This is a genomic window from Pseudomonas sp. GW823-FHT04A03 (assembly GCF_058796615.1).
In genome coordinates this window covers 44,928-65,727 of sequence record NZ_JBXAIV010000016.1, presented here as the reverse complement: position 1 = coordinate 65,727, position 20,800 = coordinate 44,928, and the positions used below count along the sequence as shown (strand labels likewise).

The following is a 20,800-nucleotide window of genomic DNA, read 5'->3' as shown; positions in this document are numbered from 1 at the left end:
CCTGTAGGAGCGAGCTTGCTCGCGAAGGCGTCGTGTCAGCCAACATCAATGTTGAATGAAAGACCGCATTCGCGAGCAAGCTCGCTCCCACAGGGATCTCCAGCAATCCCGGAAGCGGGATTTACGGGCTTACTTCATTTCTACGATGACTTCTTCGTTCCACTTCTGCGGCAGGGCCTTGGAGGTTTTTTCCCACGCATCGGCGTCCTTGATCGGGGTGACCTTCTTGTACTGCTCGTTTGGCAGCAGCTTGGCTTTCACGTCTTCCGGCAGTTGCAGGTGCTCGGCGCGGATCGGGCGGGCGTTGCCACGGGCGAGGTTGGTCTGGCCGGCGTCGCTGAAGATGTATTCGCGGGTCAGCTTGGCGGCGTTCGGGTTCTTCGCGTATTTGTTGATGATGGTGGTGTAGCCGGAAATCACCGAACCGTCAGACGGGATCAGCACCACGTAGTCATCCGGGTTGGCCATCTTGGCCTTGTAGCTCAGGCCGTTGAAGTCCCAGACCACGCCGACTTCGATCTCGCCTTTTTCCATGGTGGCGATGGTCGGGTTGGCCATCGACAGGCGACCCTGCTTGGCGATGTCTGCGAACAGCAGCAGGGCAGGCTGGATGTTTTTCTCGTCGCCGCCGTTGGCCAGTGCTGCGGCGAGCACGCCGTTTGCCGCTTGTGCAGCGGTGCTCACGTCACCGATGGAAACCTTGTATTTGCCGCCCTTGAGGTCAGCCCATTTGGTCGGTACTTCGGAACCGTGCAGCAGCTTCTTGTTGACGATGAAGGCGATGGTGCCGGTGTAGGCCAGTGCCCAGTTGCCGTCCTTGTCCTTGGCCCATGCAGGCACTTGATCCCAGGTGGTCGGCTTGTACGGTTGCACCACGCCCTGCTTGACCGCGATTGGGCCGAAGGCTGCGCCGACGTCGCCGATGTCGGCGGTGGCGTTGTCTTTCTCGGCGGCGAACTTGGCGATTTCCTGGGCCGAGCTCATGTCGGTGTCGATGTGTTTCAGGCCGTAGTTCTTGGCCAGGTCTTCCCAAGTGCCTTTCCAGTTGGCCCAGTCATCGGGCATGCCGACGCTGTTGACGGCGCCTTCCGCTTTCGCAGCGGCTTCGAGGGTTTTCAGATCATCAGCCGCCATGGCGGCGGTGCACATGGCAATGGTCGAGCCTAACAGTGTTGCCAGGAAAAGCTGTTTCATTCCGAAGCTCCTTGGTCGTGTTCAACGCTGCGATTGCGGTTTGTGTTGGTCTAGGTCAGCAATACCTAAGCCAATGTAGGGGGGCTGGATGACACTTTGATGTCGGCGGATACCCGACCCGCGTTTTATTTCTCCGGTATCGACGGCTGCCCGCTAAGCGTAGACCACCCGCAAAGTCCCGGTGGGCAAGGGACTTGGCCGATGTATTGCAAGTTGTCAGGGCGACCGTTCGGTAGTTTTGTCATCTCTCGGTCATCTGCACTGCCTAGGCTTGCAACACCACCAAACGGCGCAATCGCTGTGCGGTTTTGCCCCGAAACAGTGCTGGTCTAGTCCAGATAGGTAACGTTGATGCGCGATGAGGCAACAAAAGCGGTGACAGCGATTGGCCAGATCCTTCAGGAGCAGCTCGACCATGGGTTGCTGGCGGCGGGGAGCAAGTTGCCGGCCGAGCGCAAGCTCAGTGAGCTGTTCGGCACGACGCGGATTACGGTACGGGAAGCCTTGTTGCAGCTGGAGGCGCAAGGGCAGATTTATCGCGAGGAGCGGCGGGGCTGGTTCGTGTCGCCGCCGCGTCTGGCCTACAACCTGATGCAGCGCAGTCACTTTCACGCGATGGTCAGTGCGCAGGGGCGGGTGCCGTCGACCGAGGTGATTTCGGCGCGGTTGCAACCGGCTTCAGCGGCGGTCTGTGCGTGGTTGCAGTTGCCGGCGTTGTCGAGCGTGATCCAGATTTGCCGGTCGCGGCGGATCGATGGGCGGCTGGTGTTGTATGTGGAGCATTATCTGAATCCGCAGTTTTTTCCGGGGATTCTGGAGTTTGATTTGAATCAGTCGATTACCGAGCTTTATGCGCGGCATTACGATTTGCATTATGGGCGGGTGCGGTTCGAGATTGTTCCGACGTCGTTGTCGGTGGAGGCGGCGGCGGGGTTACGGGTTTCGGTGGGGAGTCCGGGGTTGAGGATTGCTCGGGTTAATTATGATCAGTTTGGGCGGTTGATTGATTGTGATCTGGAGTTTTGGCGGCATGATGCGATTCACGTTGGGGTTGATGTGGTTTGATCGCTTTGTGTGAATATCCGTTTCTTCGGGTGTTGCGACTTATGGTTCCGCCCTTACGGCGGGTCACTTTTGGCAAACGCCCCAAAAGTAACCAAAAGGTCTGGGCCCCTGCGTTCGGCACCTCGCCTGGGCTCGGTGTTCCTTCGTTACGGGATTCATCCGGGGGCATCGCCTACGGTTTGCTTCGCTGCACCTCCTCTCGATGCATGCGGCTTCGCCGCACGGTCGCTGCGCTCCCACCCCCGGATGAATCCCTCCACTCAGCCTGCCGATGGGGCCAAAAGATCAAAAGCTTTTCTCGAGCTAACGCTCATCGTGGTGAGTGGTGGCTTGCCAGCGAAGAGGGCTTTGACGGCGGCTCTATTCTTGAGTTTGGCCACCACCACCTGCGGTGATCACCTGCACGTTCATCCTCGGCGTCGCCAGGTCCAGGCCGGCTTCATCCAGATGTCGTTTGAGCGATAGGTTGAACGCTCGTGAAACTTCCCATTGTTTGATCGGTGCGGTTTTGAATCTTGCGCGCAGTATCGCGTTGCCGGATTCAAAGCTTTCCACGCCCTGAAATTCCAGTGGCGACCAGATGTTGCGTCGTTGTAGAGGGTCGGTGCGCATTTTCTGGCCGACGTCGCGCATCAGTTTGATGGCTTCGTCGATGCTCATGTTGAAGGGCACGGCCACGCGGAAGATGGCGTAGCCGAATTCGCGGGAGTAGTTTTTGATGCTCTTGATTTCGCTGAACGGGATGGTGTGGACGATGCCGTCGATGTCTCGCAGGCGGACGGTGCGGATGGTCAGGCCTTCGACGGTGCCCAGGTGGCCACCGACGTCGACGTAGTCGTCGATAGCCAGGGAGTCTTCGATGATGATGAACAGGCCGGTGATCAGATCCGCTACGAGTGACTGGGCGCCGAAGCCGATGGCCAGGCCGATGACGCCGGCACCGGCCAGCAGGGGCGTGACGTTCATGCCCATGTTCGCCAGCGCGACGATCAGGGCGATGATGAAGATCGCCACGAACAGCACGTTGCGGATCAGCGGCATCATGGTTTGCGCGCGGGCGTTGGCCAGGCCCTTGCGTGAGCGGGTGAGGGCGTGGTGCACGGCGGTGTCGCTGAGGATCCAGATCAGCCAGGCGAAGATCAGCGTGCCGATCAGGCTGAACAGTTTGACGCTGACGTCGTGGCCTTCGCCTTCGGTGAAGCCGATCAGGGACATGCCCCAGACCCGCAGGCCGAGTTCGATGAACGCCAGCCACACCAGCAAATGGGCGAGGGTGTAGAAGAAGCTTTTCAGGCGCTCGGAATACAGCGCGTGGCGTTTCGGCCCGCGTTGGGGTTTGAGGGCGTGGCGGCGGACGAGGCCGTTGATGACCATGCACAACACCAGCAGCACGGTGCAGATCAGCGACTGGCGCAGGGCGGTGCTGGTGTCGCCGGCGGAGACGAAGGTGGCGAACAGCGAAATGCCCACCAGTACCAGCGCCGGGATGTACCAGAAGGTGCCGAGGATTTCGATGGTGTCGCTGAGAGCGCGGCGGGTCAGGCGGCGGGACAGGGGCTGGTTGCGGATCAGGTGGGCGATCGGCCGGCGGAAACGCAGGATGAACAGGCCGGTCGACAGCGCCGCGAGGACGTTGGCGACGGTGGCGGCGGTGTGGGCCAGGTGTACGCCGAGGGCGGCCACCAGTTTTGGATCGCTCAGGGCTTCACCGAAGGCGGCGAAGCTGCCGATCAGCCACAACGGGCGGAAGGCCTGGTGACGCAGGATGTACAACGCGCGATGGCGGTGCGGGCCGTCGAGTACGGAGAAGGCGATCACGCAGATCGCCGAGAAACAGGTGCCGACCACCAGCGCATAAGCCAGCACCATCGCCAGGCTTTTGCCCAGTGACGAGGGCAGTGCGTAGCTCATGTAGACCGTGATCACCAACGCGATCAGCCAGGGCCCGAGCTTGCGCAGGGCGAAGCGCAGCATGTCGAGGGCCCGGGGGTTTTGCGGCAGTTCTTCGGTCAGGCCGAAGCGCATGCGTACCCGGTGGCCGAGCCAGATCAGCGCGGCGGCGAGCAGGCTCCAGACCGCGAGGATCACGGCGAAGGCGAAGATGATCGGCAGCCATTCGCTGGCCGGCAGCATCAGGCCTTTCAATTCGTCCTTGGCCATGTCGAATTCGGCGGACCAGCGATTGAGCGGGCTGTCGGCGCCGGTAAACTGTTTTTCGAAAGTGGCGAGGGTGCCGCCGATCAGTCCCAGCACGCCTTCTTCGGGGCTGGCCTGGGCTTTTTTCGTGGCGTCGCGCAGTTTTTTCAGGTCGGTCAGCAACTGGGCGCGTTGCTTGTCGTTTTCCAGCGACTTGATGACTTCGTCCAGCGACTGGCCGAGCGGTTCCTGAGCCTCGGGCTGAGCCTTGCCGGAGCCCGTGAGCAGTCCCGGCAGGCCGGCAGCGTCGGCAGGTGCCGGCGACATCAGGGTCATCAGGCAGACGAGGAACAGGCAGGGCAGGGCAAAAAGACGAGCGAACACTAGGCGGTCAACCTCGCAAGGGGCGGATCGGGCGAGTGTACGAGCCCGCCAGATTCAATGCGAGCCGGGCGCGGATTTATTCGTTGAGTTTGGCGAGGATCTTGTAGACCACGGTGGCCAGGATCATCAGCATGCCGATCCACATGGCGAACACACCGGCGTTCTTGTCACGGAAGTTGAAGCCGATGGCCAGCAGAATCATTCCGCAGAGGATGGGAATGAGCATGGAGTGGAACGCAGACATCGAGATCATGGCGACAGCCTTGTCGAAAGGGATTATTCAAGTCTAGGTGGGTTTTCGATGGACGGTGCTGATGTGTATCAGAAATAGCCGGTTCTACAGGCCAGGGGATCGCAGCTCCGCGCTGCGATCCCGGCTGTTTCTTATGGCAGCTCGCGGCTGGCGTAGAACGCGCTCAGCACTTTGACCAGGTGAGCCAGGTCATGGCTGCCGCACAGTTCGCGGATCGAGTGCATGGCGAAGGTCGGCAGGCCGATGTCGACGGTGCGCACGCCCAGATGGCTGGCGGTGATTGGGCCGATGGTCGAGCCGCAACCCATGTCGCTGCGCACCACGAAGCTTTGCACTGGCACTTCTTCAGCCATGCACAGATGACGGAAGAAGCCGGCGGTTTCGCTGTTGGTGGCGTAGCGCTGGTTGCTGTTGACCTTGATCACCGGGCCGGCGTTGAGTTTCGGGCCGTGGTTGGCGTCGTGCTTCTCGGCGTAGTTCGGGTGCACGCCGTGGGCGTTGTCGGCCGAGACCAGCAGGGATTTCTGGATGGTGCGTACGAATTCGTCACCTTCCGGCAGCAGACGACGCAGGGTCTGTTCGAGCATCGGGCCATCAGCGCCGCACGCCGAGCAGGAGCCGACTTCTTCGTGGTCGTTGCACACCAGCACGCAGGTTTCTTCGGTGTCGGCGGTCAGCAAGGCTTGCAGGCCGGCGTAGCACGACAGCAGGTTGTCCAGGCGCGCGCCGGCGATGAAATCGCCGTGCAGGCCGATGACCGCAGCGCTCTGAGTGTCGTAGAAGCTCAGCTCGTAATCGAGCACCACGTCGGCGTTGAGGCCGTGTTCGCGGGCCAGTTGATCGGTGAGCACCGCACGGAAGTCCACGCGCTCGTCACCGGCGAACTGAGCAAGGATCGGCGGCAGTTCGGTCTGGGCATTGATCGGCCAGCCCTGATTGGCTTCACGGTTGAGGTGAATGGCCAGGTTGGGAATGATCGCGATCGGGGCTTTGAAGTCGATCAGCTGGCTTTCGACCTTGCCGTCGCGGCGGAAGGTGACGCGGCCGGCCAGCGACAGGTCGCGGTCGAACCACGGCGCCAGCAGTGCGCCGCCGTAGACTTCGACACCGAGCTGCCAGAAGCCCTGGCGCTGCAATTCAGGTTGTGGTTTGACCCGCAGGCACGGGCTGTCGGTGTGGGCGCCGACCAGACGGATGCCGTCGTGCAGCGGCGAGTTGCGGCCCATCTTGATCGCGACAATCGAGGAATCGTTGCGAGTGACGTAGTAACGCCCATTGGCTTCGGTGTGCCAGGTTTCGCGCTCGTCGAGGCGCACATAACCGGCGGCCTCCAGGCGTTGAACAAGGCTGGCGGTGGCGTGGAACGGGGTAGGGGAGGCCTTGAGGAAGTCGATCAGGCCTTGGTTCAACTCTTCGCGCATAAGAAGCTCCAGACAGCAATGGGCGGGAGTTTAACGCATCGGCCTGATGCTTGGGACATGACATGTGCCGCTCGCGTCAACGAGCGGCGGCCACGCGTTTTTTCAGGTAGTTCATGATCGCTTTTTCGTCTTCAGGCTTGTCCGGGCGAGGCAGCTGTTTTGGCCAGCGACTCTGTTCCAGAAGCTTCTTCTGACGACTCTCGTCCCAGCGCAGGATTTCCCGCGAGGCGCATTCCCACCATTCATGACGACAGGCGCTGTAGTAAGGGTGATCCGGTGCGGCGCTGCCGTACAACAGATCCCGGCCGACCTTGCGCATGGCACCGCTCTGATTGCGCAACTTCCATTTGATCTTCAGGCGCTGCCAGGCGGACGGAAAGGGTTTGACCCGAGGCACGTCAGTGCACAGGTCCACCAGTCGCTGGCTGAATTTCTCGCCGTGCTGAGCGAAGAAAAACGCCTGCATCGCGTGGAAGAAGCGTTTTTCCGCGAAGTAGTGGTAGACGTGTTTGCGCGCTTCCACCACCGGCCGTTCGCGCATTGCGTAGGACAGGGCAATCTGCTCGATGGTGTGAATCTCGAACCCGCCGGCCGTCCACTCATCGATCAGGCGGATCGACTCTTCGAACAGCGCAGAGTCGCGGTCGGTGACGCCACACAGGCCGCTGTTATAGAGCTTGAAGCCGTTCTGCGGGGAAACACCGTGGACGCCGAGGTCGCGAGCGAGCTTCAGGTAGTCAGGCCGTTCGAACACATCTTTCCAGTCGTATTCGAAGCGGTCCATCACCGACTGATTCGCATCGATGTATTTGAACAGGCTGTTCGGGTCGCTGGTGAACAGCGTATCCGTGTCGACGAACAGGGTTTTCTCGGCCAGTTGCATGCCGGCGGCAATCGCGCAGGCCTTGCGCCGATGGTGGTAGCCATTCTGCCCTTGCCAGCGAGTCAGGGTCGCTTCGTCGAGCAATACGGTGTCGACTGGCCAGCCTTCGTAGTCTTGCGGCCGGTCAGTGAGAATCCTGATCGCCGGACGTTTACCGTTTTTGGCCTGGGACAGGGCGGTCAGGATGCTGAACTTGGCTTCGCGCCGGTAGACATCCTGATTGCCGTAAATCAGGTACAGCAGCTGATGTCGGGCTTTCTTGACCGGTGTTGCCAGAGTATCGATACAACTCATCCGAAACAGAATCCTTTAAAACGGTGCCGGGCATTCGAAACGCATACGTTCGCCGGACTGGGGATGGGTGAAGCTGAGCATGCTCGCGTGCAGGCACAGACGCGGCCAGGCGGCCAAGGCTTGTTCGTGAGCGTAGAGGCCGTCACCGAGCAGTGGATGACCGATCGACAGCATGTGCACGCGCAACTGGTGCGAACGCCCGGTGATCGGCGTGAGCTCGACGCGACACCAGTCGCCGCAGCGCTCCAGCACGCGCCAGAAGGTCAGGGCGTGTTTGCCGAGTTCGTGATCGACCACGTGGCGCGGTTTGGTCGGCGGGTCGTAGCGCAAGGGCAGATCAATGCTGCCGCTGTCCAGTTCCGGCTGGCCCCAGCACAACGCGGTGTAGGCTTTTTCGGTTTCACGGTCATGAAACTGCCGCGACAGTTCGCGATGGGTGTCGGCGTCGCGGGCGAGCAGAATGATCCCCGACGTTTCCCAGTCCAGGCGATGGACGATGCGGGCTTCCGGGTAGCCGTTTTCCTGCAGGCGGGTGATCAGGCAGTCCTTGTTGTCGTCGGCCCGGCCAGGGACGGAGAGCAACAGGGTGGGTTTGTTCACCACCAGAACGGCGGCGTCCTGATGAATGATTTGGACGTTGGACAACGGCATTAAAACAGCCTCGTAACAAATGCCAACGGCGGCTCAGGGCCCCTCCGGTGTCGGAAGGGCCCTGAGCCGCCGTCGTTCCTGCCGGATCGACTTAGCGGTCTGGCAGGGTGATGTTGAGTTCCAGAATCGAGCAGCTGCCCTGGCTCTCCAGTGCCACATGTACGTCGTCGTTGCCGATGTTGACGTACTTGCGGATCACTTCCACCAGTTCCTTCTGCAAGGAAGGCAGGTAGTCAGGGGTGCTGCGCTGGCCGCGTTCATGCGCCACGATGATCTGTAGACGCTCTTTCGCGACCGAGGCGGTACTTGGCTTTTTGTTGGCACGAAAGAAGTCAAAAAGGTTCATTACCTACCTCCAAACAGACGCTCGAAGAATCCCTTCTTCTCGACATTCAGGAACCGGTGTTCTTTTTCCTTGCCCAGCAGGCGATCAACGGTATCGCTGTAGGCCTGGCCGGCGTCGCTTTGATCATCGAGGATCACAGGGACGCCCTGGTTGGAGGCCTTGAGTACGGCCTGGGATTCCGGGATGACGCCCAGCAGGCGCACGGCGAGGATTTCCTTGACGTCTTCGACGCCGAGCATTTCGCCCTTTTCGACGCGCTCCGGGTGGTAGCGGGTGATCAGCAGGTGTTCCTGGATCGGCTCTTCGCCACGTTCGGCGCGACGGGACTTGCTGGCCAGCAGGCCGAGCATGCGGTCCGAGTCACGTACCGAGGATACTTCCGGGTTGGTCACGACGATCGCTTCGTCAGCGAAGTACATGGCCAGGTGGGCGCCTTTCTCGATGCCTGCCGGGGAGTCGCAGACGACGAACTCGAATTGTTCCTTGAGCTCCATCAGGACTTTTTCCACGCCTTCGACGGTCAGCGCGTCTTTGTCGCGGGTCTGGCTGGCAGCCAGTACATAGAGGTTTTCCAGGCGCTTGTCTTTGATCAGGGCCTGTTGCAGGTTGGCTTCGCCGTTCACGACGTTGACGAAGTCATACACCACGCGGCGCTCGCAACCCATGATCAGGTCAAGGTTACGCAAGCCCACGTCGAAGTCGACGATCACTGTTTTGTGGCCGCGCAGAGCGAGGCCGGTACCGATAGCGGCGCTGGTGGTGGTCTTACCCACACCACCCTTGCCGGATGTAACCACGAGAATCTTGGCCAAGGTGTTTCACCCCTAAGGAAGAAGGACTGTTCAGCCCCTGAAAAACATCTCTAGAAAACTACTGCAGTCGGACAGCCTTGGCTGGAATTCGGCTTTTGGCCTTTTTCCTACTTCGTTTGAGCCGTTTTCGCTACGTTTTAGAGATGCTTGGAAAATGCGGCAGTATCCGTTAAAGCCGAATGATGTTCAACACGTCGCCCGACAGGCTGACCTGTACGCCCGAACCCCACATCGGATCGCGACGCAGGTCCTCGGAAACCTTGTAATGGCCTGCGATGGAGATCAGTTCAGCGCTCAATTGCTGACAGAAAATCCGCGCCTTGGTGTCGCCCTTGACCCCGGCCAGCGCACGACCGCGCATCGGGCCGTATACATGGATGTTGCCATCGGCGAGAAGTTCCGCCCCCGGGCTGACCGAGGAAACCACCACCAGATCGCCACCTTGCGCATATATCTGTTGGCCACCACGTACTGGCGTGGTGATAACGCGGGTCGGTTTGACGGCTGGCTCCGGCGGCTTTTCCGGCTTCTTCGGTGCGACGGGCTCAGCGCTTTCCAGCGGTCGTTCGCGGGCGCCGGACGGCGGCAGCACCGGGATGTCGATGGCGATGGCGGCGGCGATGTCTTCGATGCGGCTGGCGCGGATCGCCAGGGTGCGCAGGCCGTGCTGGCGGCACACGCGCATCAGGCCCGGCAGGTCGACAGCGCCCTCGCTTGGTGGCAGTTTGTCCAGCGCCAGAACCAGCGGCGCGTTGCTGAAGAAATTCGGTGCCTGGGCGACTTTGGCGGCCAATTGCCGATCGAGGCTGTCCAGGTCGTTGCGGGACAGCTCCAGCACTGTAATGGCGAGCATGCTGCCCTTCAGCTGGAACACGGGATCTTGGTCTTTCGGTTCGGTTTGGCTCATGTCGGCATACAACGGCTTGTCACTAAAAGTGCCGAGACTTATAACGAGAACGCCCGCAGGCCGCAAGCCGGGTCGAACGATGTAGAATGCGCGGCCACTGTATTTACGGAAGCTTTAATGGATCGCCCGCGTTTTCGAAAAGCATTTCTTGCCCCACGCTTCTGGCCGCTCTGGTGCGGCCTCGGGCTGTTGTGGCTGATCGTGCAGCTGCCGTATCCGGCCTTGCTGGCCATCGGTCGCTTTCTCGGTGCCTTGATGTATCGCTTCGCCGGCGACCGGCGGCGCATTGCCAAGCGCAATCTGGAACTGTGTTTCCCGGAAAAATCCGCCGCCGAACGCAAGCGCCTGCTCAAGGAAAACTTCGCTTCCACCGGCATCGCCTTCTTTGAAATGGCGATGAGCTGGTGGTGGTCGCGTCAGCGCCTGGCGAAACTGGCCCACGTCGAAGGCCTGGAGCACCTGCAAAAGGCCCAGCGCGAAGGCAAGGGCGTGATTCTGATGGCGGTGCATTTCACCACCCTGGAAATCGGCGCAGCGCTGCTTGGCCAGCAGCACACCATCGACGGCATGTACCGCGAACACAAGAACCCGCTGTTTGACTTCGTCCAGCGTCAGGGCCGCGAGCGGCACAACCTTGACTCGCTGGCGGTGGAACGTGACGACGTGCGCGGCATGCTCAAGCTGCTGCGCGCAGGTCGGGCGATCTGGTACGCACCGGATCAGGACTACGGCGCCAAGCAAAGCATCTTCGTGCCGCTGTTCGGCATTCAGGCCGCGACGGTTACTGCCACCAGCAAGTTCGCCCGTCTGGGCAAGGCGCTGGTGGTGCCGTTCACTCAGGAGCGTCTGGCCGACGGCAGCGGTTATCGTCTGGTGATTCATCCGCCGCTGGAAGGTTTCCCGGGCGAGACCGAAGAAGAAGATTGCATCCGCATCAATCAGTGGGTCGAAGGCGTGTTGCGTGAGTGCCCCGAGCAATACCTGTGGGCACACCGGCGCTTCAAGAGCCGGCCACCGGGCGAGCCGAAGCTGTACGCCAAACGCGGTTGATTGACCCATCCCCATAAGCACCACGGAGCGTTGCGATGAGCCCAGCTGAACCGGTCACAGGTTTGATTCTTTCCGGCGGCGGGGCTCGGGCGGCGTATCAGGTGGGGGTGCTGGCGGCGATTGCCGAATTGCTGCCGTTGGGGGCGGACAATCCGTTTCCGGTGATCGTCGGCACCTCGGCCGGGGCGATCAACGCGGTCAGCCTGGCCAGCGGCGCGACTGATTTTCGCGCCGCCATCGAACGCCTGACGCTGTTCTGGCAAGGCTTTCGCAGCCATCGCGTGTTGCGCAGCGACTGGCCGGGAGTGATCCGCCAGGCCAGTCGTTTCGTCAGTCACAGTCTGTTGGGCATGGGCCGGCAAATGCCGGTGGCGCTGCTCAACAGCTCGCCGCTGCGTCATCTGCTCAACGAAAAACTGCACATGCCCGGCATCGCCGAGTCCATCGCCCGCAAGCAATTGCACGCGGTGGCGGTGACGGCGTTCGGCTACGAGTCGGGGCAGGCGGTGACCTTCTATCAGGGCGGCGGCACCATCGATTCCTGGCTGCGTCACCGGCGTATCGGTGTGCCGACGCAGTTGTCGGTGGAGCACTTGCTGGCCAGTTCGGCGATCCCGCTGTTGTTCGCGCCGGTGAAGATCGGCGATGAATATTTCGGTGATGGCGCGGTGCGACAGTCGGCGCCGATCAGCCCGGCGCTGCACCTGGGCGCGAGCCGGGTGCTGGTGGTGGGCGTCAGCGGCAATCCGCGCGGTTTTGATCCGGCGCAACCGCTGGAGCGCACTTACACCGGGCAGCAGCCGACGCTGGCGCAGATCGGCGGGCACATGCTCAACAGCACCTTCATTGATAGCCTGGAAAGCGACATCGAGCTGCTTCAGCGTCTGAACCAGTTCAGTCATCTGATGCCCGAAGGCACGCCGACCCGCGCGTTGGGTGTGGCGCCGGTGGAAGTGTTGGTGATTTCACCAAGTCAGCCGATCGATGAAATCGCGGCGCGGCATCGTCAGGAATTGCCGGCGGCGTTGCGGTTGTTTCTGCGTGGGCCGGGAGCGACCAAGACGAGCGGGGCAGGGGTGTTGAGTTACTTGCTGTTCGAGGCGGGGTATTGCAGCGAATTGATCGACCTTGGGCGACGCGATGCCCTGGCCAAGCGCGATGAGCTGAGCCGGTTTCTCGGGATTGGCGAGGCGCTGGTTTCGGCCTGAGATTTGGGGTGCAGCAATCGCTGGCAAGCCAGCTCCCACAGGTTCTTTGGCGTACACAAATGCTGTGAACGACGCATGACCCTGTGGGAGCGAGCTTGCTCGCGATCGCGTCCGTGAGGACGCCGCACTATCAGAAGTGGAACTTCACCAGGAAGCTGGTCACGTTCTGATTGGTGGTGAAGGCCTTGGTGTCGTCGATACCGTACTTGTCTTTCCAGTAGTCGTATTCAACACCGACGTACAACTGCTTCTCGCCGAAATTCAGCGCCTTGCCCAGGTCGTATTTGACCTGCGGGTTGAAGTGCAGGTTGGCGTGGTATTCGCCTTTGTTGTTGACGTCGTTGTCGACCACCCAGTCCATGTAGCCGTCGATCAGGATGTTCGAGTCGCCCACCGGAATGGTGTAGGACCACACTGGTGTGATCTGCCAGACGTTGTCACCCGGACGCGAGCCTTCAGTGTGGCGCTGGTAGAAGTTCAGCTGGAAGTAGTCGAAGCCCGGAATGGCCAGGTCGAAGCCCGGGCCGATCAGGTAGGACTCGGTGTCACCCTCGCCGAACTCGTAGGTCATCGCCAGCAGGACGTCCTTGATCGGGCCGAACTCGATCTTCTGGTCGAGAACCTTGCCCAGCGAGATGCGTGGCTGGAATTCGCCGTAGTAGGTGTTCGGACCGTTGTTGAAGTCCTTGTCACCGTTGTAGAAGATCTTGTCGAGGAAGAAGAAGTTGTCCCCGTACTTCCACGCATCGGCGTGCTCGAAGGTCACGGTCTGCTGGATGGCCGGGTTGACCTTGAAGTCTTTGCCGTAGAGGTAGGTCAGGCTGTTGTTCTGCCATTGCAGCAGGCCGTCGGCCATGGCCTGACCCCCTGCCAGCAGCGATCCCGCAAGCATCAGGCTGGTGCACATACGTTTCATTCGGTTGCTCCCAAAGTAGGTGTTCCACGTTTATTTTTTTGAGTCGGCGCTCTGGTGTGGCGCCTTTTTTCGTTGCAGCAAAAATCATCCATTCGGTCAGCTTTCATGCTGTTAGCAAGAGCTGAGCCAAGGCTTTTCGAAAAGCAAAAAAACGCCCGTCGGCTGCTGAAAAACAGTCGATTGAGCGTGTTTTCGGGATGCCTCGGTACTGACCGCGGCCGGGATAAGTTGGCTTTTCGGTCAGGAATTAAATTCGGGCTTTTTTTTAGACCGAATTCAGGAGGCCGCGGAGAATACTGACTCAACGGCCAGGCCTCAAGTGCCCCGCAACAGAGCACCGACGACAGGTAGGGGGCACGGTTGCGGGTCATCTTAGAAGTGCACCTTCACCAGCAGGCTGGCGGTGTTCTGGTTGGTGTCGAAACTGTGGGTGCTTTCGACCCCGTATTTGTTTTTCCAGTAGCTGTATTCGGTGCCGACGTACACCTGCTTTTCACCCCAGCCGAGGGCTTTACCCAGGTCGTATTTGATCTGCGGGTTGATGTGCAGGTTGGCGTGATAGGTGCCGCGTGAGTTCTGATCGTTGTCGACCACCCAGTCCAGATAGCCATCGATCAGCAGGTCGGAATTGCCCACGGGAATGCTGTAGGACCAGCCGGGAGTGATCTGCCAGACGCCGTCGCCGGGGCGCGGGCCTTCGGTCTGGCGGCGATAGAAGTTCAGGGTGAAATAGTTGAAGCCCGGCACCTTGAGGTCGAAGCCGGGGCCGATCAGATAGGCCTCGCTGTCGCCTTCGCCGTATTCGTAGGTCATGGCCAGCAGCACGTCCTTGACCGGGCCGAACTCCAGCTTCCTGTCGAAGATCTTGCCGAACGACAGGCGCGGGCTGAATTCGCCGTAGAACGCATGGGGGCCTTTGTTGCGGTCTTCCTGGCCGTTATAGAAGATCTTGTCGACAAACAGGAAGTTGTCGCCGTACTTCCACTTGTCGGCGTGCTCGAACGTCACCGTCTGCTGGATCGACGGGTTGATCGCGAAGTTCCTGCCGTACAGGTAGCTCAGGCTGTTGGTCTGCCACAGCAATAAATCGCCGGCCATGGCTTGCGATGCGGCCAGCAGGCCGCCGCTCAACAACACGTTGGTTTGAGTCCGGATCATCTGTTGCTCCCTCTTGTTTTTATTGTTTGAGGCAAAGCTGTCGCGAGGGGGCAGGCTTGGGCGAGCCCCCTTTTTTACTCTTCGGATCAGTGCGGGTGTGCGTGGCAGTCGTTGATCGCGGCGCGTTCGGCGCCGCCGAGAATGTTGAACAACAGGTTCAGCGTCAGCGCGCTGAGGGTGGCCATGGCGATCCCGCTGTGGGTGATCGGGCTCATCCACAATGGCAGATGGGCGAAGAACTCCGGACGCACCACCGGGATCAGGCCCATGCCGATGCTCACGGCTACCAGCAATTGGTTGCGACGGTCGCCGATGTCGGCTTCCTGCAGGATCTTGATGCCGGTGGCTGCCACCATGCCGAACATCGCAATCGCCGCGCCACCGAGCACCGCCGGTGGAATCGACGCCACCAGGAATGCCGCTTTCGGCAGCAGGCTCAGGACGATCAGCAGACCGCCAGCGACGATGGTCACCGAACGGCAACGCACGCCGGTCATCTGCACCAGGCCGATGTTCTGCGCGAAAGAGGAGTGGGTGAAGGTGTTGAAGAAGCCGGCGAAGAACGACGCGCCGGCATCACACAGCAAACCCCGACGCAGCATGCGCGGGCAGACTTCCTGGCCGGTGATCTTGCCCAGCGCCAGAAACATCCCGGTGGACTCGACGAAGATGATCACCACCACCAGGCACATCGACAGGATCGGTGCCAGTTCAAACTTCGGCATGCCGAAATGCAGCGGGGTGACGAACTGAACCCACGGCGCGTTGGCCATGCCGCTCAGGTCGACCATGCCGATGGCGCCGCAGAGCACGTAGCCCAGGCACATGCCGATCAGCACGGAAATGTTGACCCAGAAGCCGCGCATGAAGCGGTGGATCAACAGAATGGTGGCCAGCACCAGCGCGGCGATGGCCAGGTAAATCGGTGAACCGAATTGAGCGGCGCCAGCGCCGCCACCGGCCCAGTTCACGGCCACGGGGAACAGCGACAAACCGATCGAGGTGATGACCGTGCCGGTCACCAGAGGCGGGAAGAAGCGTACGACCTTGGACATGAACGGCGCGATGATCATGCCGAAGAACCCGGCGGCGATGGTGGCGCCGAAGATTCCCTGCAGACCGATGCCGGGCATGCCGGCCATGGCGACCATGCTGCCGACGGCGGCAAAACTGGCGCCCATCATCACCGGCATGCGAATGCCCATCGGGCCTATCCCCAGGGACTGCACAATGGTGGCGATGCCGGCGACCAGCAGGTCGGCGTTGATCAGGAAGGCGATTTCTTCACGACTCAGGCCAGCGGCCTGTCCAATGATCAGCGGTACCGCGATGGCGCCGCCGTACATCAGCAGTACATGTTGCAAACCGACCAGGATCAGTTGCAAAAGGGGCAAACGCTGAATGGCGGGTGCGTCGGGGATGCGCGCTTTGGACAGCTCGGACATGCAACACCTCGGATCTTTTTTATTCTTGTGATTAACAGCTGCCGGGTTGCTCACAGCTGTTTCTTTGCATCAGGTAAACCGCGTTGCGGCTAATCGCTGGCAAGCCAGCTCCCACACAGGCAGTGCAAAACCCTGTGGGAGCTGGCTTGCCAGCGATGCTTTTACTGCTTAGTTGGTCTGGGCTCCCTGGGCGATCCATGCACCGATCAGGTCACGTTCCTGCTGGGTCATCTGTGTGATGTTGCCCAGTGGCATGATCTGCGTGGTGATGGCTTGCGCCTGGATCCGCGCCGCGTTCTGGCGGATCTGCTCAGGGGTGTCGAACATCACACCGGCCGGTGCAGCGCTGAACAGCGGGCTGGTCGGTTTGGCCGAGTGGCAGACCGCGCAGCGTTCCTGGATCACGTTGTGCACCTTGTCGAACGCAGGGCCGGCGTTGGACGCCTGAGCCGGAGCAGCGGCCGGTGCAGCAGGAGCTGCCGGTTGTGCCGCTTCAGCCGGTTTCGCGCCACCACCCAAAGCCGTTTCCGGCAGCGGCTGGTACTCGATTTTCGCAGGCGCCTTGGCCACGTCCGGAGCGGTCGACATCGGCGCAGGGCCGGTGACGTACGCCAGACTGATCATGCCTACCGCTGCAACCGGCAGGGTCCAGGCAAACTTGTGGCTGTCGTGACGGGTGTTGAAGTAGTGACGCACCAACACCGCCAACACTGCGATCCCGGCCAGGATCAGCCAGTTGTACTGGCTGCCGTAAGTGCTCGGGAAGTGGTTGCTGATCATGATGAACAGCACCGGCAGGGTGAAGTAGTTGTTGTGACGCGAACGCAGCAGGCCTTTGGCCGGCAGCGCCGGATCCGGCGTGCGGTTTTCGGCAATCGCGGCAACCAGTGCCCGCTGCGCCGGCATGATGATGCGGAACACGTTGCCGACCATGATGGTGCCGATGATCGCGCCGACGTGCAGGTATGCACCACGACCGCTGAACACCTTGCTGAAGCCATACGCCGCACCGATGATCAGCACGAACAGGATGAAGCCGAGCAGGGCAGGTTTCTTGCCCAGAGGCGAATCGCAGAGGAAGTCGTAGATGAACCAGCCGGCGATCAGCGAACCGATGCCGATGGCCACGCCTTCAGGGCCGGTCAGGCCGCTGCCGGGTGCCACGAGGTAAAGCACGGGGTTGGAGTAGAACACCACGCACAGCAGCGCGATCCCCGACATCCAGGTGAAATAGGCTTCCCATTTGAACCAGTGCAGGTTCTCCGGCATCGACGGAGGGGCCAGTTTGTATTTTTCCAGGTGATAGATACCGCCGCCGTGGATCGCCCACAGATCACCGGCAAGACCGGTTTTCGGGTTGACGCGGTTGAGGTTGTTCTCCAGCCAGACGAAGTAGAACGACGCGCCGATCCAGGCCACGCCAGTGATCATGTGAACCCAGCGCACGCTCAGGTTCAGCCATTCCAACAGATGTGCTTCCACAGTCTTTACCTCTCGCCTGTCACTCTTGTTGTCGAGTGATCAGACCTTCTCTTATTGGTGGGGGGCGAGGATCAAACGCTCATCCTCTTTGAAAAAATGCTCATCGCAGTTATTGCCTGTGCCACTGCGATCAACCACCAGGAAGTCATCCCGCTTTTCGATCGTCAGCACCGGGTGGTGCCAGACGCCGCGATGGTAATTGATGCCCTGCCTGCCGTTGGTGACGAAGGCGCGGACCAAGCCTGATACAGGTACATCGCCAAGTGGCGCGACCACGATCAGAAAGGGGTTGCCGAGCAGCGGAATGAAAGCCTGGCTGCCCAGCGGATGGCGTTCCAGCATGCTGACGGTCAGCGGCATGTCCTGCGCGTCGGCGCGGAAGATGCTGATGATCGCGTTGTCCTCAGGCGTCGCGGTTTCGACCGTCGCCAGTTTGTGGAAGCGCATGGTCGAACCGTTGTTGATCATGAAGTGATCGCTGCCGTCGGTTTCGATCACGTCACCGAAAGGGGCGAAGGCTTCTTTGGTCAGCGGTTCAATCGTCAATGTGCGCATGCTGTTCTTCTTATCCGAATTCTGTGTTGTTTGATCTGACGCTTTCGCGAGCAAGCTCGCTCCCACAGGAATTGCGATCAATGTGGGAGCGAGCTTGCTCGCGAATGGTCGCGCCGCTTACTTCGCTACCTTGCCGAGAACGCGCAGGCGGCTCACACCACCATCCGGGAACACGTTCAGACGGATGTGGGTGATCGGGCCCAGTGCCTTGATCTGCTCGACGAAGGTGTGTTCGGCGTGCATTTCCAGCTTCTGGCTTGGCAGCAGTTCGCGCCAGAACAGCGACTGGGTTTCGATCTGGCTGTCGGTGCCGCCCTTGACGAACGCGCCCTGGATCGAGCAGGTGTCCGGGTAGTTGCCCTTGAAGTGCAGGGTGTCGACGATGATTTTTTCGATCTCGCCCGGGTGGCCCAGCGCGACGATCACCCAGTCATTGCCTGGCGTGCGACGACGTGCGGTTTCCCAGCCGTCGCCCATGTTGATGCCACGGCCCGGGTTGAGGATGTTGCTCATGCGGCCGAAGTGTTCGTCGGAGCAGGCGAGGGCGCGGCCACCGTTGAGGGCTGCGGCCAGGTCGACTTGCTCGTTGTCGCCAACCGCCGACCAGTCGCGGAACGGAATGCCGTACACGCGCAGACGGGCCACGCCGCCATCCGGGTAGATGTTGAAGCGCAGGTGGCTGAACGCCTTGTCGTTGCTGATTTCGTGGTAGTGGTGGCTGTTGCCCTGCAGCTCGACGGCCGACAGCACTTCAGTCCACTGGGTGTTTTCGTCCGGCTCGCCCGACGCCAGGAAGCAGGCTTCCAGCGAGGCCGATGGCGGGAAGTTGCCGGTGAAGAATGAAGTGTCGATGTCCACGCCTTTGATCGAACCCGGTACGCCCAGGCGGATCACCGCGCTGTCGTAGCCTTCGAAGCGCTTGCGGCGAGACTCCCAGCCGTCCATCCACTTGCCGTTGTCATCGAACACGCCCTCCTTCCACACGGCCGGGGTCGGCTGAAACAGACGATTGGCGTCTGCGAACCAGTCATCGGTGACCGAGATGATTTTGGTGCCCAGACGGGCATCGGCCAGGTTGACGAACTTCTCGAAAGGTACGGCGTAAGCTTTCATTCTTCTTGTCTGCCTTTAAATAAGTGGCTTGGGATGCTTGCAGGGCCCTGGGTGCTCTCCGCGTTTGATGCACTCGGGCCAGGCTTGCTAGAGAGTCAGTAATCGGAACAGGGCGATCTTGTTGATCTCCGCCAGCGCGCATTTGAACTCGGTGTCGACCGGGTTGTGAATGCGCGTTTCGAACGCCGCGAGGATCTGATGCCGGTTGCTGCCTTTTACCGCCATGATGAAGGGAAACTTGAACTTGGCTTTGTAGGCGTCGTTCAGCTCGGTGAAGCGCTGGAACTCTTCGGCCGTGCATTGGTGAATACCGGCGCCAGCCTGTTCATTGGTGCTGGCTTCGGTCAACTCGCCCTGGACGGCAGCTTTGCCGGCCAGGTCCGGGTGAGCGTTGATCAGTGCCAGCTGACTGGCGTGATCGGCGCTCAACAGGATGTCGCTCATGCGCTGGTGCAGGGTTTCGATCTGGTCGATCGACGCGTCCTGGCCCAGGTCGAAGGCCTTCTCGGCCACCCATGGCGAATGTTCGTAGATGTCGGCGAAGGCTTTGACGAAGGCGTCGCGGCTCAGGGTCGACGGTTTCAGGGTTTGAAAGGTGCTCATTTGGCAGCCCCTTGGTACGGGTGGGTTTCGTGCCAGTGACGCGCGATGTCGACGCGGCGGCTGAACCACACCTGTTCATGACTTTTAGCGTATTCGATAAAGCGCTTGAGCGAAGCCAGACGCGCCGGACGGCCCACCAGACGGCAGTGCAGACCGATCGACAGCATCTTCGGTGCTTCGGCGCCTTCGGCATAAAGCACGTCGAACGCATCTTTGAGGTATTCGAAGAAATCGTCGCCCTTGTTGAAACCCTGGACCTGAGTGAAGCGCATGTCGTTGGTGTCCAGGGTGTACGGGATCACCAGGTGCGGCTTGCCGGTCGGGTTGTTCGGTTCCCAGTAGGGCAGGTCGTCGTCGTAGGTGTCGCAGTCGTAGAGGAAACCGCCTTCTTCCATCACCAGGCGACGGGTGTTCGGACCGGTGCGACCGGTGTACCAGCCCAGCGGGCGCTCGCCGGTGAGTTCGGTGAGGATGCGGATCGCTTCGAGCATGTGCTCGCGTTCCTGCGCCTCGTCCATGTACTGGTAGTCGATCCAGCGGTAGCCGTGGCTGCAGATCTCGTGACCGGCTTCGACCATCGCGCGGATCACGTCCGGGTGACGCTGGGCGGCCATGGCCACGGCGAAGATGGTCAGCGGAATGTCGAATTCCTTGAACAGTTTCAGGATCCGCCAGACGCCGGCACGGCTGCCATACTCGTAAAGCGATTCCATGCTCATGTTGCGCGCGCCTTGCAGAGGCTGGGCCGCGACCATTTCCGAGAGGAAGGCTTCCGATTCTTTGTCGCCATGCAGAATGTTGCGCTCGCCGCCTTCTTCGTAATTGAGTACGAACGACAGGGCGATCCGGGCATTGCCCGGCCAGTGTGGGTGAGGAGGGTTACTGCCGTAACCGATCAGGTCGCGTGGGTAGTCAGCGCTCACT

Annotated in this window: 20 protein-coding genes; 3 read left to right on the top strand and 17 right to left on the bottom strand. The window is 60.7% G+C overall.

The annotated features are described in order from the left end of the window. Nucleotides 1-129: 129 nt before the first annotated feature. Nucleotides 130-1,194 carry an ABC transporter substrate-binding protein gene (locus AC1Q9F_RS27150; protein WP_207985483.1) on the bottom strand — a complete coding sequence of 355 codons (1,065 nt, stop codon included), beginning with the start codon at nt 1,192-1,194 and terminating at the stop codon, nt 130-132. Nucleotides 1,195-1,545: 351 nt separating this feature from the next. On the opposite strand from AC1Q9F_RS27150, the gene AC1Q9F_RS27145 reads away from it, so the two are divergent. Further along, nucleotides 1,546-2,259: a UTRA domain-containing protein gene (locus AC1Q9F_RS27145; RefSeq protein ID WP_007960207.1), complete on the top strand. Its 714-nt coding sequence runs from the start codon at nt 1,546-1,548 to the stop codon at nt 2,257-2,259. Nucleotides 2,260-2,619: 360 nt separating this feature from the next. On the opposite strand, the gene AC1Q9F_RS27140 is transcribed toward AC1Q9F_RS27145, so the two are convergent. The 8 genes from AC1Q9F_RS27140 to minC all read right to left on the bottom strand — a co-directional run bounded on the left by AC1Q9F_RS27140 (nt 2,620) and on the right by minC (nt 10,346). After that, nucleotides 2,620-4,779 (bottom strand): mechanosensitive ion channel family protein, encoded by a 2,160-nt coding sequence (locus AC1Q9F_RS27140; protein WP_179692180.1) that lies wholly within the window; start codon nt 4,777-4,779, stop codon nt 2,620-2,622. A gap of 76 nt (nt 4,780-4,855) precedes the next feature. Beyond that, a complete protein-coding gene (locus tag AC1Q9F_RS27135; protein ID WP_007960078.1) occupies nt 4,856-5,032 on the bottom strand; it encodes a hypothetical protein in 177 nt (58 codons plus the stop codon). A gap of 131 nt (nt 5,033-5,163) precedes the next feature. Then, nucleotides 5,164-6,453 (bottom strand): M18 family aminopeptidase, encoded by a 1,290-nt coding sequence (locus AC1Q9F_RS27130; RefSeq protein ID WP_085608813.1) that lies wholly within the window; start codon nt 6,451-6,453, stop codon nt 5,164-5,166. A 76-nt stretch (nt 6,454-6,529) separates the two neighbouring features. Further along, entirely contained in the window at nt 6,530-7,630 is a 1,101-nt protein-coding gene (locus AC1Q9F_RS27125; protein ID WP_492621323.1) for a hypothetical protein, read from the bottom strand. A gap of 15 nt (nt 7,631-7,645) precedes the next feature. Further along, nucleotides 7,646-8,281: an RluA family pseudouridine synthase gene (locus tag AC1Q9F_RS27120; protein WP_179692178.1), complete on the bottom strand. Its 636-nt coding sequence runs from the start codon at nt 8,279-8,281 to the stop codon at nt 7,646-7,648. A 91-nt stretch (nt 8,282-8,372) separates the two neighbouring features. Beyond that, nucleotides 8,373-8,627, bottom strand: coding sequence for a cell division topological specificity factor MinE (gene minE, locus AC1Q9F_RS27115; RefSeq protein ID WP_007960071.1), 255 nt, complete (start codon nt 8,625-8,627; stop codon nt 8,373-8,375). After that, nucleotides 8,627-9,439: a septum site-determining protein MinD gene (gene minD, locus AC1Q9F_RS27110; protein WP_007960065.1), complete on the bottom strand. Its 813-nt coding sequence runs from the start codon at nt 9,437-9,439 to the stop codon at nt 8,627-8,629. Before minD ends, minE begins: the two co-directional genes overlap by 1 nt. Nucleotides 9,440-9,608: 169 nt before the next feature. Further along, the gene (gene minC, locus AC1Q9F_RS27105) at nt 9,609-10,346 is read right to left on the bottom strand and encodes a septum site-determining protein MinC (protein ID WP_007960063.1); all 738 of its coding nucleotides are present in this window, start codon (nt 10,344-10,346) and stop codon (nt 9,609-9,611) included. A gap of 117 nt (nt 10,347-10,463) precedes the next feature. Between minC and AC1Q9F_RS27100 the strand changes: the two genes are divergently transcribed. After that, nucleotides 10,464-11,396, top strand: a complete 933-nt coding sequence (locus tag AC1Q9F_RS27100) for a lipid A biosynthesis lauroyl acyltransferase (protein WP_007960061.1) — start codon at nt 10,464-10,466, stop codon at nt 11,394-11,396. Between the two features lie 35 nt (nt 11,397-11,431). Continuing rightward, a complete protein-coding gene (locus AC1Q9F_RS27095; RefSeq protein ID WP_207985487.1) occupies nt 11,432-12,604 on the top strand; it encodes a patatin-like phospholipase family protein in 1,173 nt (390 codons plus the stop codon). A 130-nt stretch (nt 12,605-12,734) separates the two neighbouring features. Here the strand turns inward: AC1Q9F_RS27095 and AC1Q9F_RS27090 are convergent, their stop codons facing one another. The 8 genes from AC1Q9F_RS27090 to puuE form a co-directional block, all read right to left on the bottom strand. Continuing rightward, nucleotides 12,735-13,520: an outer membrane protein OmpK gene (locus tag AC1Q9F_RS27090; protein ID WP_102718282.1), complete on the bottom strand. Its 786-nt coding sequence runs from the start codon at nt 13,518-13,520 to the stop codon at nt 12,735-12,737. A 372-nt stretch (nt 13,521-13,892) separates the two neighbouring features. Continuing rightward, nucleotides 13,893-14,678 (bottom strand): outer membrane protein OmpK, encoded by a 786-nt coding sequence (locus AC1Q9F_RS27085; RefSeq protein WP_492621322.1) that lies wholly within the window; start codon nt 14,676-14,678, stop codon nt 13,893-13,895. An 86-nt stretch (nt 14,679-14,764) separates the two neighbouring features. Beyond that, a complete protein-coding gene (locus AC1Q9F_RS27080; RefSeq protein WP_011333188.1) occupies nt 14,765-16,123 on the bottom strand; it encodes a nucleobase:cation symporter-2 family protein in 1,359 nt (452 codons plus the stop codon). Between the two features lie 168 nt (nt 16,124-16,291). Next, nucleotides 16,292-17,605: a urate hydroxylase PuuD gene (locus tag AC1Q9F_RS27075; RefSeq protein ID WP_064378710.1), complete on the bottom strand. Its 1,314-nt coding sequence runs from the start codon at nt 17,603-17,605 to the stop codon at nt 16,292-16,294. 51 nt (nt 17,606-17,656) lie between these two features. Beyond that, on the bottom strand, nt 17,657-18,160 hold the full coding sequence (locus AC1Q9F_RS27070; RefSeq protein WP_027613342.1) for an ureidoglycolate lyase: 504 nt from the start codon (nt 18,158-18,160) through the stop codon (nt 17,657-17,659). Nucleotides 18,161-18,277: 117 nt separating this feature from the next. Further along, on the bottom strand, nt 18,278-19,273 hold the full coding sequence (alc, locus tag AC1Q9F_RS27065) for an allantoicase (RefSeq protein WP_007960036.1): 996 nt from the start codon (nt 19,271-19,273) through the stop codon (nt 18,278-18,280). Between the two features lie 87 nt (nt 19,274-19,360). Further along, on the bottom strand, nt 19,361-19,876 hold the full coding sequence (gene uraD / locus AC1Q9F_RS27060; RefSeq protein WP_007960034.1) for a 2-oxo-4-hydroxy-4-carboxy-5-ureidoimidazoline decarboxylase: 516 nt from the start codon (nt 19,874-19,876) through the stop codon (nt 19,361-19,363). Continuing rightward, nucleotides 19,873-20,799: an allantoinase PuuE gene (gene puuE, locus AC1Q9F_RS27055; RefSeq protein ID WP_007960032.1), complete on the bottom strand. Its 927-nt coding sequence runs from the start codon at nt 20,797-20,799 to the stop codon at nt 19,873-19,875. Before puuE ends, uraD begins: the two co-directional genes overlap by 4 nt. Between the last annotated feature and the right edge of the window lies 1 nt (nt 20,800).

Excerpts from the sequence above, each read along its gene's own strand:
- AC1Q9F_RS27150 (WP_207985483.1), bottom strand. The coding sequence starts at position 1,194 with ATGAAACAGCTTTTCCTGGCAACACTGTTAGGCTCGACCATTGCCATG.
- AC1Q9F_RS27145 (WP_007960207.1), top strand. The coding sequence starts at position 1,546 with ATGCGCGATGAGGCAACAAAAGCGGTGACAGCGATTGGCCAGATCCTT.
- AC1Q9F_RS27135 (WP_007960078.1), bottom strand. The coding sequence starts at position 5,032 with ATGATCTCGATGTCTGCGTTCCACTCCATGCTCATTCCCATCCTCTGC.
- AC1Q9F_RS27130 (WP_085608813.1), bottom strand. The coding sequence starts at position 6,453 with ATGCGCGAAGAGTTGAACCAAGGCCTGATCGACTTCCTCAAGGCCTCC.
- AC1Q9F_RS27125 (WP_492621323.1), bottom strand. The coding sequence starts at position 7,630 with ATGAGTTGTATCGATACTCTGGCAACACCGGTCAAGAAAGCCCGACAT.
- AC1Q9F_RS27120 (WP_179692178.1), bottom strand. The coding sequence starts at position 8,281 with ATGCCGTTGTCCAACGTCCAAATCATTCATCAGGACGCCGCCGTTCTG.
- minE (WP_007960071.1), bottom strand. The coding sequence starts at position 8,627 with ATGAACCTTTTTGACTTCTTTCGTGCCAACAAAAAGCCAAGTACCGCC.
- minC (WP_007960063.1), bottom strand. The coding sequence starts at position 10,346 with ATGAGCCAAACCGAACCGAAAGACCAAGATCCCGTGTTCCAGCTGAAG.
- AC1Q9F_RS27100 (WP_007960061.1), top strand. The coding sequence starts at position 10,464 with ATGGATCGCCCGCGTTTTCGAAAAGCATTTCTTGCCCCACGCTTCTGG.
- AC1Q9F_RS27095 (WP_207985487.1), top strand. The coding sequence starts at position 11,432 with ATGAGCCCAGCTGAACCGGTCACAGGTTTGATTCTTTCCGGCGGCGGG.
- AC1Q9F_RS27090 (WP_102718282.1), bottom strand. The coding sequence starts at position 13,520 with ATGAAACGTATGTGCACCAGCCTGATGCTTGCGGGATCGCTGCTGGCA.
- AC1Q9F_RS27085 (WP_492621322.1), bottom strand. The coding sequence starts at position 14,678 with ATGATCCGGACTCAAACCAACGTGTTGTTGAGCGGCGGCCTGCTGGCC.
- AC1Q9F_RS27080 (WP_011333188.1), bottom strand. The coding sequence starts at position 16,123 with ATGTCCGAGCTGTCCAAAGCGCGCATCCCCGACGCACCCGCCATTCAG.
- AC1Q9F_RS27070 (WP_027613342.1), bottom strand. The coding sequence starts at position 18,160 with ATGCGCACATTGACGATTGAACCGCTGACCAAAGAAGCCTTCGCCCCT.
- alc (WP_007960036.1), bottom strand. The coding sequence starts at position 19,273 with ATGAAAGCTTACGCCGTACCTTTCGAGAAGTTCGTCAACCTGGCCGAT.
- uraD (WP_007960034.1), bottom strand. The coding sequence starts at position 19,876 with ATGAGCACCTTTCAAACCCTGAAACCGTCGACCCTGAGCCGCGACGCC.